Here is a 13,652-nt window from a genome sequence, read left to right as displayed (position 1 = left end):
GGTATCGACCGTTCCTCTATGCCTATTTTTAATCTGTGATCCTCAATCGGCGGTCGGTTTATTTTCACCTAACAAAGCCAGCCAGTGGGCGAGTCGGCGAATTTTTGGCATCACAGTAAGGTTAAGAGCGAACGCGACAGGCCAAGCGACAAAGAACGAATCTCGCCACGCACTCAACCAGTGCAGATTTAGCCCGACTTTACTCAGTGATATCACCCCAGACATCATCAATGCCATAAACAGCGAGCCTAGAATTGCTTGGATTAGAATCTCTTTCTTACTCATTTCCCTATCTCTAATTTGCTACGAAAAGTGCAAGTGATTACTACAAGTGTCTATTCATTCCTGAGCGGCTTTTTTGCATTATTATCCCAGCTACAAAGCAAATAGATAAATAAAACGATAAGTCAGTACTCAACAAGAATAAGGAATTACTATGTCTCTACAACAGGATTTTCGCGACGCAATGTCTAAACTTGCTGCAGCAGTGAACATTGTCACTACAGGCGGCGTGGCTGGTACTGTCGGTATTACTGCTACTGCGGTTTGTTCAGTCAGTGACTCACCTGCAACGGTTTTGGTCTGCGTTAACCGTAACAGCGCCTCTAACGCCATCTTCAAGAAAAACGGCAACATGTGTATCAATGTTTGTGCAAGCGAACACCAAGAAATGTCGATGCATTTCGCGGGTATGACGGGCCTTGCAATGGAAGAGCGTTTTGCCCTTGAAGGCTGGAAAAACAACGCAGACCAAGTTCCAGTTTTACACGGGGCTCTCGCAACACTGGAAGGCAAAATAGCTTCTAGCCAGGAAGTTGGTACGCACACAGTGTTTTTTGTTGAGTTACACACTATCCACTCGAACAACAAAGACGGTTTGATTTACTTTGACCGTGAATTCAAGAATGTTGATGCTCGTGAAGTAGTTGCTGCTGTCGCTTAACACCGAAGTGTTAGCATCAAAACCTGCAAAAACACCCACTTTACGTGGGTGTTTTTTATTTGGTTTGAATGGCGATCAGCTCGTTGAGTAGGTCAGACAACTGCTCATATTTACTTTCGCCAAGCGCTTCTTTTAACGCAACGTATTGCTCCTCAATTTGAGGTCGAAGCTGTTCGACTAGGGCTGCGGCTTTGTCAGTCATATGAATGTAGAACTGACGGCCATCATGGGCTGACTTTTGCTTGGTCACCAGTCCTTGCTTCTCTAGACGGCTAATAATGCCGGTTAAGCTCGGGCTGAGAATGCATGTCTCTTTTGATAGGGTAGAGAAATCGATCGAACCCTTAGTATCTATCACTCTTAAAATGCGCCATTGCTGCTCTGTTAAGTCATTATCTGCCAGAACAGGGCGAAAGAAGTGCATTGCAATATCTCGCGCTTTAAGTAATTGAAGTGGTAGAGAATTTTCGTATTTAGTCACTTAACTAACCTTATTTTTACTCTTTCTAGCCAACATTTATGCCAACGTTGTTGGATAATACGACTCATCCCTGCGCATATGCTATTACAAGATATAACCTTGGTCTAATGGTAATGGCGTTAGTGTCCGAGTAATTAAACAAAAAAAGCTCTTTAACCAGTAAAGAGCTTTCTAACATCAATAAAGCATATTCGGCAGGTACAGGGCGATAGCCGGCACCAGCACAATCAATGCTAATCGAACCATATCCGCTACCCAGAATGGCAAAACGCCTCTAAAGATGGTTGCGGTATTTATGTCTTTAATCAGCCCTGACAGAACGAATACGTTGAGTCCAACAGGTGGGGTGATCAAACTGATTTCGGTGACTACCACCACGATGATGCCAAACCAAATCGGGTCAAAACCAAGCTCGACAATGACAGGGTAGAAGATAGGTACTGTCAGCAACATCATCGACATGCTTTCAAATACACAACCCAAAATAATGTAGATAACCAGAATAAGTCCGAGTGCCATCATTGGGGTGACATTGGCGGTTTGAATTAGCTCAACCAATGCAGTTGGTAAGCCCGCGCGGTTGACGAAGTTCGATAAGATCAACGCTGAAATGACCACTGCGAATAGCGAAGCAGAGGTCTTTGCCGTATCGATGAGGATTTCACGTAGTACAGTGTAATTTAACTTACCACGTACACCTGCCAACGCAAAAGCGCCACACGCCCCGATACCCGCGGCCTCGGTCGGGGTAAACGCACCAATGTAGATGCCGCCCATCACGATCACAAACAGCAGCAGGGTAGAGAAGATGCCTTTTAGTGCAATCAAGCGGCCTTTCCAACTGACTCTTTCACCCGGAGGGGCGCTTTCGGGCTTACGTGATACCACCCATTGCACGGCAAGGAGGTAAAGTACGATGCCGAGTAACCCAGGTAAGAAGCCTGCGGCAAACAGTTCACGTATACTGGTTTCGGTCAATAGACCGTAAATCACCAACATCACGCTTGGCGGAATCAAAATCCCTAACGTGCCACCTGCCGCGATAGAAGCAGAAGCCAACCCGTCAGAGTAACCGTATTTACGCATTGGTGGCATGGCGACTTTTGACATGGTTGCCGAGGTCGCAAGGCTAGAACCACAAATCGCAGAAAAGCCGCCACATGCGAGGATCGTCGACATCGACAGACCACCGCGACGATGACCAACAAAGGCATTACACGCTTTGTACAACTCGTTGGAGATACCCGCTTTGGTGACGAAGTTACCCATCAAAATAAACAGTGGAATCACGGACAAACCGTAGTCTTGACCTGTGTCGATAATGCGTCTCGCCGCCATCGACATGGCTGCGGTCCAATTGTAATCATTGATATACCAAAAACCGATGAAACCGATCACACCCATCGCAAACGCGAGAGGTAAACGCAACAATATCAGTGCAATCAGTACTGAAAAGCCAACAATAGATTCGATCATTTAGGCCTCCTTGCCTTTAATGCTAATGTCTGATTCAGAGGGCTTTCCAAAGAACATTTGCTTGGTGTAACAACCTGCGTTGAACAGAGTTAAGGCTCCGCCGATAAAACCAGTAATCGAAATCAGGTAGGTGACATAACCCAATGGCAGTTCAAGAATTTCCGTTACTTCCTCGTATTCAAGCGAACGACCCGCTAGCTTCCAGTTGGTTGCCGCGACCAAAATCAGCGAACAAGCACAAATAAGATTGATGATGATCTGACGCAAACTGATCCATTTGCTTGGAAAGTAGTTATCCAGCAAATCGACGCAGATGTTCTCTTCCTGCCATGAGACCAAAGGGAATGCCATAAAGACCATAATTGCGAGCAAGACTTCAACCATCTCTGTTGATCCCAAAATGGGAGCATTCAGTAGGTTTCGAGACACCACGTCAATAAACGTGATGACCATCATCAGGAACAAGCTCAAAGCAGCGAGGGAACCAAGCCCTCGCTCAATGGCTTTAGAAACACTAAAACCAGACATCGCGTTACATTCCTTTCGCTAACTGTTGGTTGAAGAACTGATACGCTTCTTGGCCATTTACTTTGCGCTTTTCTGCTACTTTGTACCAATCCTGAACAAGGGGTTCGCTGGCTTGTTTTAGCTGAGTGATCATCTCTGGTGTTGCTGGCGTAAAGGTATGACCGCTTTGTAGTGCATCTTTGTAAGCGCTTTGGTCTGCGTTATCCCACATTTGGCCAAATAAGCGAGAAAGTTTTTCACCAGAGACTGAGCGGATCGCTTCTTGGTCTTTCTTAGAAAGGTCAGCGAAGGTGTCACGGTTCATAATGATCGCAAAGCTACCGCGGTACAGCCCTCCAGGGATAACCAACGTATTGTCGGCCACTTCGGCTAAACGGAATGAACTCAATGCTTCAAACGGTAGATAAGCGCCTTCTACCACGCCTTGAGACAGCGATTCGTAGACTTTATTGGTTGGAATAAACACGGGTGTGACTTTCATGTCTTTCGCCATGGTCGAGATAACCCCACCGCCGACGCGAATCTTCTTACCTTCAATGTCACTGAGCGCGTGAACTGGTTCTTTAGTGATAAGTTGACCCGGTCCATGAACGCTCAACCCCATCACTTCTACGCCACGGTGCTCACGGCCTTTCTGCAAGTATTTTTCGTATGTTCGCCAGTAAGCCATCGACATCAACTCAGAGCTGCTTCCTTCGACAAAAGTCGGGATTTCAGGCAACTGAGTCAATTGGAAACGACCCGCTTTGTGACCATGAAAAATCCAAGTGACATCACCAATGCCATCCGTAACAACATCGATTTGTGTATGAGGTGGGGCAAGATCGTATTCGACTTTCAACGTCACTCGGCCCTCAGTGGCTTCTTCAATCCACTGACCCCAAGTCGGCCAAACAACTTTGTTGATGCCGTGGTTTGGTGATCCCCAAGTGCTGACTTTGATGATTTTTTCTGGTTCCGCATGTGTCGACATAGAGCTCATTAGCAAAAGTGCTGATGTGGCTACTGAAGCGATTTTATTTACTCGCATGACGCTAGTCCTTTTCGTTCACGTTAGGTGGGTTTGCTCACTGAGTGAGTCATAGTGACTTTTAATTAATATATTAACTAAAAAAGGGCAAAGACAAATCGGAATGTTAATGAAATGTGGAAAATATACTTAATGTGTTAATTAGATCAATTTATGGAAAATAATTTGCCCATTTTGATGATTTTCTTGCCTGAACTCGAGAATCAGGAGGCGAAACTACATGAATTTTTGTGATTTAGGTTGCAATTCTAGTGAAATGTAAAACTCGTAATTTCATCTTTTAATAAATGATTTAATTTAAGTAATTGATATTAAATGACTAAATTCCTCATCATCTTAAATTGGACAATACTTAATATATTAAATAAAGTATTTAACATGTTAATTAAGTTTGTCGACTAGTAGCACGATACGCGTACGCCAGAATGAGCAACTAGCGATAACAAATGTCGGTCGATATAGAAAAAGGAAAATAGAATGTTAACAAAGGAGCAGTGGCAAGAAGCGGCTGAACGACTGTACCACGCAGAGAAACAGCGTGAACAAATCTCTGCGCTAACGCTGCAGTACCCAGAAATGACGATGGATGATGCTTACCAAATTCAGAGTGAATGGGTAGGGCGCAAGGTGAGCGAAGGTGCTCAGGTCAAAGGTTATAAAATCGGCTTAACGTCTCGTGCTATGCAAATGGCGGTCAATATTGATCAGCCTGATTACGGCGTACTGCTTGACGATATGTTCTTCCCTGATGGCGCGCAGATTAAAGCGGATGACTTCCTTGACCCCCGTATTGAAGTGGAACTGGCGTTTGTCCTGAAAGAAAAGTTAGAAGGTGACAATGTCACTATTTTCGATGTGCTTAATGCCACGGATTATGTTGTACCTGCATTAGAGCTCATTGCAGCACGTTGCCATCGTACCGACCCAAACACGGGTTACACCCGCAAAGTCTACGACACCATCGCTGATAACGCGGCAAATGGTGGGATTATCTTAGGCGGTCGACCAATCAAACCAACGGAATTCGATTTACGTTGGGCAGGGGCGATGCTTTACCTCAATGGTCAAATTGAAGAGACAGGCTTGGCGGCAGGAGTGCTGGGCCATCCGGCTAACGGCATCTGCTGGGTATGTAAACGTTTTGCGCCACATGGTGTGTCTCTTGAACCGGGACAAGTGATTCTAGCGGGTTCATTTACTAGACCCGTCGCGGTTAAAGCAGGCGACACGATCCACGCTGATTTTGGTCCACTTGGCGGCATTTCAGTGAAGTTTGTGTAGAGGTGGCTATGTTACCGATTAACCAATTTAAGCAGCAATTGCATGAGCCTCAGACTCTTTGGGGATTATGGCTTGGTCTGCCAGATACCAGCTGCGCGGAAATCTGCGGTAGCGCGGGTTTTGATTGGGTGTTGATTGATGGTGAACACGCTTCTTTCGACTTAACCAGCATCAAGCTGCATTTACAGGCGCTTGCACCACATTCGGCGTCACCGATTGTGCGTGCTGAAGAAGCGAATCCAACTTTGATCAAACGCCTATTAGATATTGGTGCTCAAACCTTGCTATTGCCGATGATCAACACCAAACAACAGGCCGAGCAGGCGGTACGTGCGTCTTACTACCCGCCAATGGGTGAACGCGGTATTGGCGCAGCCTTGGCGCGTGCGTCTCAGTGGAATCGAATTCCGAATTACCTGCACCAAGCAAATGAACAAATTAGCGTGCTGTTGCAAGTCGAAACGCAACAAGCGATCGACAACATCGAAGAGATCGCAGCGGTGGAAGGGGTAGACGGCATCTTTATTGGCCCGTCTGACTTATCCGGCTCAATGGGGCATATCGGCAATCCGTTGCACCCTGAAGTGGTCGCTGCGATTGACCACGCAATTGAAGTGATTCAAGCCCACGGTAAAGCGGTCGGCATTCTGAGCTTAGACCCGGCGCAAGCGCAGCAATACGCTAAACGTGGGGTGAAATTTATTGGCGCGGGTGTCGATACCTTGCTGCTTAGAGCTGGCGCAGAGTCACTCGCGCAGTCGCTGAAACAGCAGTTATCTGAATCGAACAAGCTCGTCGACAACGTTTATTAATTCGTAGAGTCAGAAACTAGAGAACAAATAATGAATACACAACTACAAGGAAAAGTGGTGTGCGTGGCGCTAAACGACGCTGAGCAACTGCAATCGATGCAGACCACCTTTGAACAAGCGCCATACAAAGCGTTACCGACTCAACCGGTACTCTACTTTAAACCGCACAACACGTGGAACCACGCCCAACAGCCGATCGCGTATCCAAAAGGCGACGAGTTGGTTGTCAGTGCAAGTGTTGCACTGATTATTGGCGAGCGTTGTTGCCGCGTGAATGCTCAGTCTGCATTGGATTACGTCGCAGGAGTGGCTCTGCTACATGATTTTTCTCTGCCAGAAACCAGCTACTACCGCCCAGATATTAAGGGTAAGTGCCTCGATAACTCGGCAACACTAAGCCAAGCGGTCATGGTGTCTGATATCGGTGATTTATCACAACAAACAGTGACCACTTATATCAATGACAAGCAAGTGCAATCACTGCCGTTATCGCGCCTTGAACGTTCAGCAGAACAGTTGATTGAGTTGATTTCACACATCATGACGCTAGAAAAAGGCGACGTGATCGCAATTGGTTTTGCAGGGGAAAGAACCAAGCTCGCACCGGGTGACGAAGTTCGCTCAACGTTGGGTGAGTCAGTAGAGTTGGAGAATCAAGTAAAAGGAGAGGCAGCATGAAACGCGCACGTATTGAATATTTGGGAGATGTGCTGTCCGTTACAATTGACGATGGTGACAATGCGATAACCGCAGATTGTCGCACGATTCCGGCAGGTCAATTTACTTGGCTATCACCAATCGAAAACCCAGGCACCATCTTTGCCCTTGGTCTGAACTACGCGGATCACGCTTCTGAATTGGCGTTTGAGCCACCAAAAGAGCCGCTTGTGTTCTTAAAAGGTGCCAATACGCTGACGGCGCATCAACAACCGTCATACCGCCCGAATGATATCGAATTCATGCATTACGAGTGCGAATTGGTCGCGGTTGTCGGCAAAGAAGCACGCAACGTGAAACGTGAAGACGCGATGGATTACATCCAAGGTTTCACCGTCTGCAATGACTACGCGATTCGCGATTACCTAGAAAACTACTACCGTCCAAATCTACGTGTGAAGAGCCGCGATTCTTTGTGCCCAATCGGCCCTTGGATTGTCGATTGCGACGACATCGAAGACGTTAACAACCTCGCGCTCACCACTCATGTAAACGGCGAGTTGACGCAGCAGGGTAATACCTCAGACATGATTTTCGATGTGCCGTTTTTGATTGAATACCTCAGCAGCTTTATGACCTTAAAACCGGGTGATTTGATTGCAACTGGCACACCAAAAGGTCTTAAAGACATTCAGCCCGGCGATGTTGTGCGCTGCACCATCGAAGGTGTAGGCAGCCTTGAAAACCCAGTGTTGACGGAAGATGACTTTTACGCGCGCCGTACAGTAGAACAGTAAGGAAGTGACATGACTCAACAGCTTGAACAAAATTTAGCGACAGCGCAGAAATACCTCGCGCGTTTTCGTGACAACACACTTGGCCACTTTATTAATGGCGAGTGGACGTTAGGCTCAAAAGGCGAAACCTTCGATAACCTTACCCCAACGGACAATACTTCGCTGGGAAAAGTGGTAAAAGGAACGGCCGAAGATGTAGACGCAGCGTGCAAAGCCGCACAACAAGCGTTTGTTGCATGGGCAGAGATGCCTGGTGCGGAGCGCAAGAAGATCCTACACAAACTTGCAGACAAGATTGAGCAGCGCGCGGAAGAAATCGCGCTGGTTGAATCGATGGACTGTGGCCAGCCTTTACGCTTTATGCGTCAGGCGGCCATTCGCGGCGCGGCGAACTTCCGTTTCTTTGCGGACAAATCACCTGAAGCGAAAAACGGTTTGTCACTGCATCAAGATACGCACACAAACTACACCATTCGCACGCCAATTGGCCCTGTCGGTGTGATCACGCCGTGGAATACGCCATTCATGCTATCAACATGGAAGATTGCACCAGCACTGGCGGCGGGTTGTACCGTGGTTCACAAACCCGCTGAATTCAGCCCATTAACCGCGGCGATTTTGGCTGAATGTGCCAAAGAAGCTGGTCTACCTGATGGCGTTTGGAACATGGTGAATGGCTTTGGTGAAGTTGCCGGTAAAACACTGACAGAACACAAAGCAATCAAAGCGGTCGCGTTTGTCGGTGAAACTGTGACTGGTTCAATGATCCAAGCGCAAGGTGCACCAACACTGAAACGCGTGCACTTTGAGCTTGGCGGTAAAAACCCAGTGATCGTATTTGATGATGCGGACTTTGAACGCGCGCTCGATGCAGTTGTATTTATGATCTACAGCCTCAATGGTCAACGTTGTACCAGTTCAAGCCGTCTGCTTATCCAAAACGGCATCAAACCGAAATTTATTGAAGCACTGAAACAGCGCGTTGAATCACTGCAAGTTGGTCATCCACTAGACCCAGAAACGGAAGTCGGCCCACTGGTTCATCAATCCCATTACAACAAGGTCATGAGCTACATGGCGGCGGCCGAAGAAGGCGGCGCAACCATCGCAGTGGGTGGGCGTAAGCTACCAGAAAAAGGCGCAGGCAACTACCTGACCCCGACTCTCTTTACTGACGCAGACAACACGATGCGAATCGCACGTGAAGAGATCTTCGGTCCGGTACTGACGTGTATTGGGTTTGATAGCGAGGAAGAAGCGTTAGAGATCGCCAACGATACTGACTACGGCTTGTCTGGTTATATCTGGACCTCCAACACCGGTCGTGCAATGCGCATGGCAACCAAAGTGGAAGCGGGCATGATCTGGGTGAACTCGGAGAATAACCGTAATCTGCCATCACCATTTGGTGGCGTGAAGATGTCTGGTATTGGTCGCGATGGCGGTGATTGGAGCTTCGATTTCTATATGGAAACCAAGAACGTTTGTATCGCTCACGACTTGCACCGCGTGCCAACGCTTGGCAAGTAAGCGAAGAAGAACCGAAGACTTAGCTAATCTCGGGCTCTGACACGAAGCCCGAAAGGAGAACAAAGTGCCACATTTTATTATGGAGTATTCGCCAAACGTTGAAACGGATATCGATATTCCGGCTTTGATGCAGGCGATTCACCGCGAAGCGATTGACACAGGCGTGTTCCCGAAAGGCGGAATTCGTACGCGTGCAATCCAATGCGATTACTACTTGGTTGCTGACGAAGATCCGGAAAACCGCTTTATCCACCTCACAGCAAAGGTTGGCGTGGGGCGAGACATGGAAACCTTGAAAAATGCAGCGCAGCGAGTATTCGATGTGTATTGCGAGTTCTTGTCTGAAGCGTTTGAGACGCACTACCTCAGCATTGGCTTTGAGATGGTCGAACTTCATCCGCAACTGAATTTCAAGAAGAACAATATTCACCAAAAACTGGCGCAGGCTGCTCAGTAGCCTCAGGCAAATTTGGTTTAGGAAAGAGTAGATGGATCAGCTTAGCTATGTGGTGATGACGATATTGCCAGTGTTTCTGGTTATCGGTGTTGGCTATGTTGCCTTTAAACGAGAAATCATCCCCCACAATGGCCATAAAAGCTTAGCGGCGTTTGTGTTCAATTTTGGCTTGCCAGCGGCGATTTTCAGTGCGCTAAGCAGTAAGCCACTTGAACAGATTTGGAATACCGATTACATCATCGCCTATACCTCGGGCTCGTTGTTGGCGTTTGGATTAGTCGCAGCGATTGCGCTGCTTAAGTTGAAAAAATCGCCCTGTCACGCCGTGATTTTGGGCTTAGGCGGGAGCTTTTCCAACAGTTTATTGATTGGCTTTCCAATCATCTATTTTCTGTTTGGTACCCAAGCGTTAGTTCCATTCTCGCTTACGCTGGTGGTCGAAAATCTCATCATGTTGCCTTTGTTGTTAGCGTTGGCGGACATGGCGAACCGAGAGAGCAAAGGCAGTCTGAAGAAAACAGTTTTTGAGACAACGAAAAACTTGGCGAAGCATCCCATCGTGATTTCGATTGTGCTAGGCATGCTCTGTTCGGGACTCAATTGGCAAACTCCAGAAACGGCGGCGCGCATTATCGATATCTTGGCGAGCACGGTGACGGGCGTGGCGCTTTTCACCATTGGTGGTGGCTTGGTAGGGGTGAAGCTATCGGGTATGAAACAAGAGATCAGCTTGGTGATGTTGGCCAAGTTGGTACTGCATCCAGTGATTGTGATGCTGTGTTTAATCGGTTGGTTTGAACTTGATCCAACCATGAGTGCAGTCGCGGTGATTTTGGCCAGTATGCCGATGTTTGGTGTGTATGCCGTCATCGGACAAAGGTACAACCTGGGAGGTATGTGCGCAGCAGTATTACTACCGACCACTCTGTTAGCGATGGTGACCGTGAGTGTTATGACCACCTTCGCGCTGACACTATTTCAATAAGATCAGTAATTTGGAAGATCAAAACAATAACGAAGCATTGTGCGAGCAACGTATTAAACAATGCACTAGGTAAAAGGAAATTAAGAATGGGTAAACTCTGTATCGCGGCTAAAATTACGCACGTCCCGACCATGATCATGTCAGAGCAACCAGGCCGTTTATTCGGTTGCCGCCAAGCCGCTATTGATGGTCACAAAGAAATTGCCAAAATGGCAAAAGAGATGGACGTAGACACTATCATCGTGTTGGACACACACTGGTTGGTGAACGCTGGTTATCACATCAACTCAAATGACTCGTTTTCGGGCAACTACACCAGTCACGAGTTTCCACACTTCATTCAGAATCTCGAGTATCAATACCGTGGCAATCGCGCGCTCGGTGATTTGATTGCAGATAAGGCGACGGAAAAGGGTGTGTTTACCCTTTCTCATCAAGTGGATTCACTCGATTTGGAGTACGGCACGTTAGTTCCAATGTGCTTTATGAATCAAGACAACCACTTCAATGTTGTTTCTGTAGCGGCTTGGTGCACGGTTCACAGCATTGAGTCGTCTCGCATTCTTGGTGAAGCGATTCGCGAAGCCGTGGAACAGAGCGATAGCCGAGTAATGCTGCTTGCCTCTGGTTCATTGTCGCATCGAATTTGGGACAACGATGAATACGAAGCGAACAACGGAACGTTTACGATTTCAAAAGAGTTCAACCGCCAAGTTGATTTACGTGTGCTTGAGCTATGGCGCAATCGCGATTACAAGACCTTCCTAGAAATGCTGCCTGACTACGCCGCGCTGTGTTCAGGTGAAGGTGGCATGCACGACACCGCAATGCTGTTTGGTGCATTAGGTTGGGATCAATACCAAGGCGAAAGCATGGTGATCACTGAGTACTTCCCAAGTTCTGGTACTGGTCAGGTTAACGTTGTGTTTGAGGTTACGGAGTAAGACATGAACTTAAATTACCCAGAGCTGTTTCAGCAGCGCTGCTATATCGACGGTCAGTGGGTGGCTGAAAGTGGTCAAACTCAAACGGTAACCAATCCGTCAACCGGAGAAGTCATTGGTGAGATTCCGATGTTCGGCGAACAACAAGCAGAACAATCCGTCGCAGCTGCGCAAGCCGCATTCGAGCTATGGAAAAAGACCACAGCAGATCACCGAGCGGACGTGTTGCGCAGATGGTATGAGCTAATGATGGGCAATATTGACGACTTAGCGGCCATTTTAACCATGGAGCAGGGTAAGCCATTTACTGAAGCGAAAGGTGAAATCACCTACGCGGCAAGCTTTGTCCAGTGGTACAGTGAGGAAGCACGCCGTGCGTATGGTGAGATCATCCCAAGCCACCGCGAAAACGGCAAGATTGTCGTCACCAAAGAGCCAATTGGCGTGGTTGCCGCGATTACACCGTGGAACTTCCCTGCGGCGATGATCACGCGTAAAGCGGCTCCGGCATTTGCGGCTGGTTGCTCTATGGTGCTAAAACCAGCACAAGAAACGCCGTTTACCGCGTTGGCATTGGCTAAGCTAGCGGAGGATGCCGGGCTGCCAAAAGGTTTGTTCAACGTGATTACTGGTGATTCACGTGCGATCGGCGGTGTGTTTACCAGCGATAAACGTGTGCGTAAAGTCTCGTTCACGGGCTCGACCAATGTCGGCAAAATCCTGATGAACCAATCTGCTTCAACCATCAAAAAGCTAGCATTGGAGTTGGGTGGCAACGCGCCATTTATCGTGTTTGACGACGCCGATATTGATGCTGCGGTTGAAGGTGCGATGATCGCTAAGTTCCGCAATGCGGGTCAGACTTGTGTGTGTGCCAACCGTTTGTTTGTTCAAGATGCGGTGTACGACGAGTTTGCCGAGAAACTGGCCAACAGAGTGAAACAGCTCAAAGTCGGTGATGGCTTTGCTGATGGCGTAGCGATTGGTCCTTTAATTAACAGTAGTTCGGTCGCAAAAGTGCAAGAGCATGTTGATGATGCGGTTGCAAAAGGTGCAAAGGTGCTGTGTGGCGGATTGCTTAATGACGATCAACTGTTTGTAGCTCCGTACGTGTTAACAGACATGAGTGACGACATGCTGGTCGCAGAGGAAGAGACGTTTGGCCCGGTAGCGCCGCTGTTTAGGTTTAAAGACGAAGCGGAAGTGCTTGAACGCGCGAACGATACGGAATCTGGCTTAGCAGGCTACTTCTACACTCGCTCACTTGGTCGTGCTTGGCGTGTCGCAGATGCGCTAGAAGTCGGTATGGTGGGGATCAACGAAGGGTTGATTTCGACTGCGGCTGCACCGTTTGGCGGGATTAAAGAGTCTGGCCTAGGGCGCGAAGGTTCTCGTCATGGTATGGACGAGTATATGGAAATGAAGTACATGTTGATGGGTGGATTGGATAGCTGAACCTTCCCATATCCTTGAGAATGCAAAAAGAGATAACGACTTAGTCGCTATCTCAGACTGCTGACAAAGGTCTAGCTTTCGAGCTAGACCTTTGATCTAATAGGGGTATCGAAATATGGATACTCCGATATGCTTCAAGAACCCACCCCGCAACAATACGAACTGGAAATGGTGACGATGGAACAGTTAGTTCCTAAAGACCATTTAGTGCGCAAAATCGATAATGCTATCGACTTCGAATTCATTCGTGATGAAGTTGCTCATCTTTATTGTAAA

15 protein-coding genes and 1 pseudogene are annotated in these 13,652 nt (G+C 47.7%); 11 read left to right on the top strand and 5 right to left on the bottom strand.

Annotation, left to right across the window (positions count from 1 at the left end):
• Window positions 1-42: 42 nt before the first annotated feature.
• Window positions 43-285 (bottom strand): DUF2798 domain-containing protein, encoded by a 243-nt coding sequence (locus CIK04_RS15735; protein ID WP_039448461.1) that lies wholly within the window; start codon window positions 283-285, stop codon window positions 43-45.
• Window positions 286-436: 151 nt separating this feature from the next.
• Between CIK04_RS15735 and hpaC the strand changes: the two genes are divergently transcribed.
• Window positions 437-943, top strand: coding sequence for a 4-hydroxyphenylacetate 3-monooxygenase, reductase component (gene hpaC / locus CIK04_RS15730; RefSeq protein WP_097353430.1), 507 nt, complete (start codon window positions 437-439; stop codon window positions 941-943).
• A 55-nt stretch (window positions 944-998) separates the two neighbouring features.
• On the opposite strand, the gene hpaR is transcribed toward hpaC, so the two are convergent.
• The 4 genes from hpaR to CIK04_RS15710 form a co-directional block, all read right to left on the bottom strand.
• The gene (gene hpaR / locus CIK04_RS15725) at window positions 999-1,424 is read right to left on the bottom strand and encodes a homoprotocatechuate degradation operon regulator HpaR (RefSeq protein ID WP_039547335.1); all 426 of its coding nucleotides are present in this window, start codon (window positions 1,422-1,424) and stop codon (window positions 999-1,001) included.
• A 177-nt stretch (window positions 1,425-1,601) separates the two neighbouring features.
• On the bottom strand, window positions 1,602-2,900 hold the full coding sequence (locus CIK04_RS15720) for a TRAP transporter large permease (RefSeq protein ID WP_011150197.1): 1,299 nt from the start codon (window positions 2,898-2,900) through the stop codon (window positions 1,602-1,604).
• Window positions 2,901-3,428, bottom strand: a complete 528-nt coding sequence (locus CIK04_RS15715) for a TRAP transporter small permease (RefSeq protein ID WP_039448472.1) — start codon at window positions 3,426-3,428, stop codon at window positions 2,901-2,903.
• A 4-nt stretch (window positions 3,429-3,432) separates the two neighbouring features.
• Window positions 3,433-4,458, bottom strand: coding sequence for a TRAP transporter substrate-binding protein (locus CIK04_RS15710; protein ID WP_097353429.1), 1,026 nt, complete (start codon window positions 4,456-4,458; stop codon window positions 3,433-3,435).
• 477 nt (window positions 4,459-4,935) lie between these two features.
• Here CIK04_RS15710 and hpaH point away from each other — a divergent pair, with 477 nt between their 5' ends.
• The 10 genes and pseudogenes from hpaH to CIK04_RS15660 form a co-directional block, all read left to right on the top strand.
• A complete protein-coding gene (gene hpaH, locus CIK04_RS15705) occupies window positions 4,936-5,739 on the top strand; it encodes a 2-oxo-hept-4-ene-1,7-dioate hydratase (RefSeq protein ID WP_097353428.1) in 804 nt (267 codons plus the stop codon).
• 8 nt (window positions 5,740-5,747) lie between these two features.
• Window positions 5,748-6,551: a 4-hydroxy-2-oxoheptanedioate aldolase gene (gene hpaI / locus CIK04_RS15700; protein ID WP_097353427.1), complete on the top strand. Its 804-nt coding sequence runs from the start codon at window positions 5,748-5,750 to the stop codon at window positions 6,549-6,551.
• A gap of 30 nt (window positions 6,552-6,581) precedes the next feature.
• Entirely contained in the window at window positions 6,582-7,229 is a 648-nt protein-coding gene (locus CIK04_RS15695; RefSeq protein WP_097353426.1) for a fumarylacetoacetate hydrolase family protein, read from the top strand.
• On the top strand, window positions 7,226-8,005 hold the full coding sequence (locus CIK04_RS15690) for a fumarylacetoacetate hydrolase family protein (RefSeq protein ID WP_045595553.1): 780 nt from the start codon (window positions 7,226-7,228) through the stop codon (window positions 8,003-8,005). The genes CIK04_RS15695 and CIK04_RS15690 overlap by 4 nt, the downstream gene beginning before the upstream one ends.
• A gap of 9 nt (window positions 8,006-8,014) precedes the next feature.
• Entirely contained in the window at window positions 8,015-9,535 is a 1,521-nt protein-coding gene (gene hpaE, locus CIK04_RS15685) for a 5-carboxymethyl-2-hydroxymuconate semialdehyde dehydrogenase (RefSeq protein ID WP_045595554.1), read from the top strand.
• A gap of 64 nt (window positions 9,536-9,599) precedes the next feature.
• Window positions 9,600-9,992 carry a 5-carboxymethyl-2-hydroxymuconate Delta-isomerase gene (locus CIK04_RS15680; RefSeq protein ID WP_097353425.1) on the top strand — a complete coding sequence of 131 codons (393 nt, stop codon included), beginning with the start codon at window positions 9,600-9,602 and terminating at the stop codon, window positions 9,990-9,992.
• Window positions 9,993-10,023: 31 nt separating this feature from the next.
• Window positions 10,024-10,977 carry an AEC family transporter gene (locus CIK04_RS15675; RefSeq protein ID WP_097353424.1) on the top strand — a complete coding sequence of 318 codons (954 nt, stop codon included), beginning with the start codon at window positions 10,024-10,026 and terminating at the stop codon, window positions 10,975-10,977.
• Between the two features lie 86 nt (window positions 10,978-11,063).
• Window positions 11,064-11,921, top strand: a complete 858-nt coding sequence (hpaD, locus tag CIK04_RS15670; RefSeq protein WP_097353423.1) for a 3,4-dihydroxyphenylacetate 2,3-dioxygenase — start codon at window positions 11,064-11,066, stop codon at window positions 11,919-11,921.
• Between the two features lie 3 nt (window positions 11,922-11,924).
• Window positions 11,925-13,376 (top strand): NAD-dependent succinate-semialdehyde dehydrogenase, encoded by a 1,452-nt coding sequence (locus CIK04_RS15665; protein WP_045595555.1) that lies wholly within the window; start codon window positions 11,925-11,927, stop codon window positions 13,374-13,376.
• Between the two features lie 129 nt (window positions 13,377-13,505).
• Window positions 13,506-13,652: pseudogene (locus tag CIK04_RS15660) on the top strand (IS5/IS1182 family transposase); the annotation flags it as partial.

Source organism: Vibrio sp. 03_296, assembly GCF_002265885.1.
This window is presented reverse-complemented; position numbering and strand designations above follow the sequence as displayed.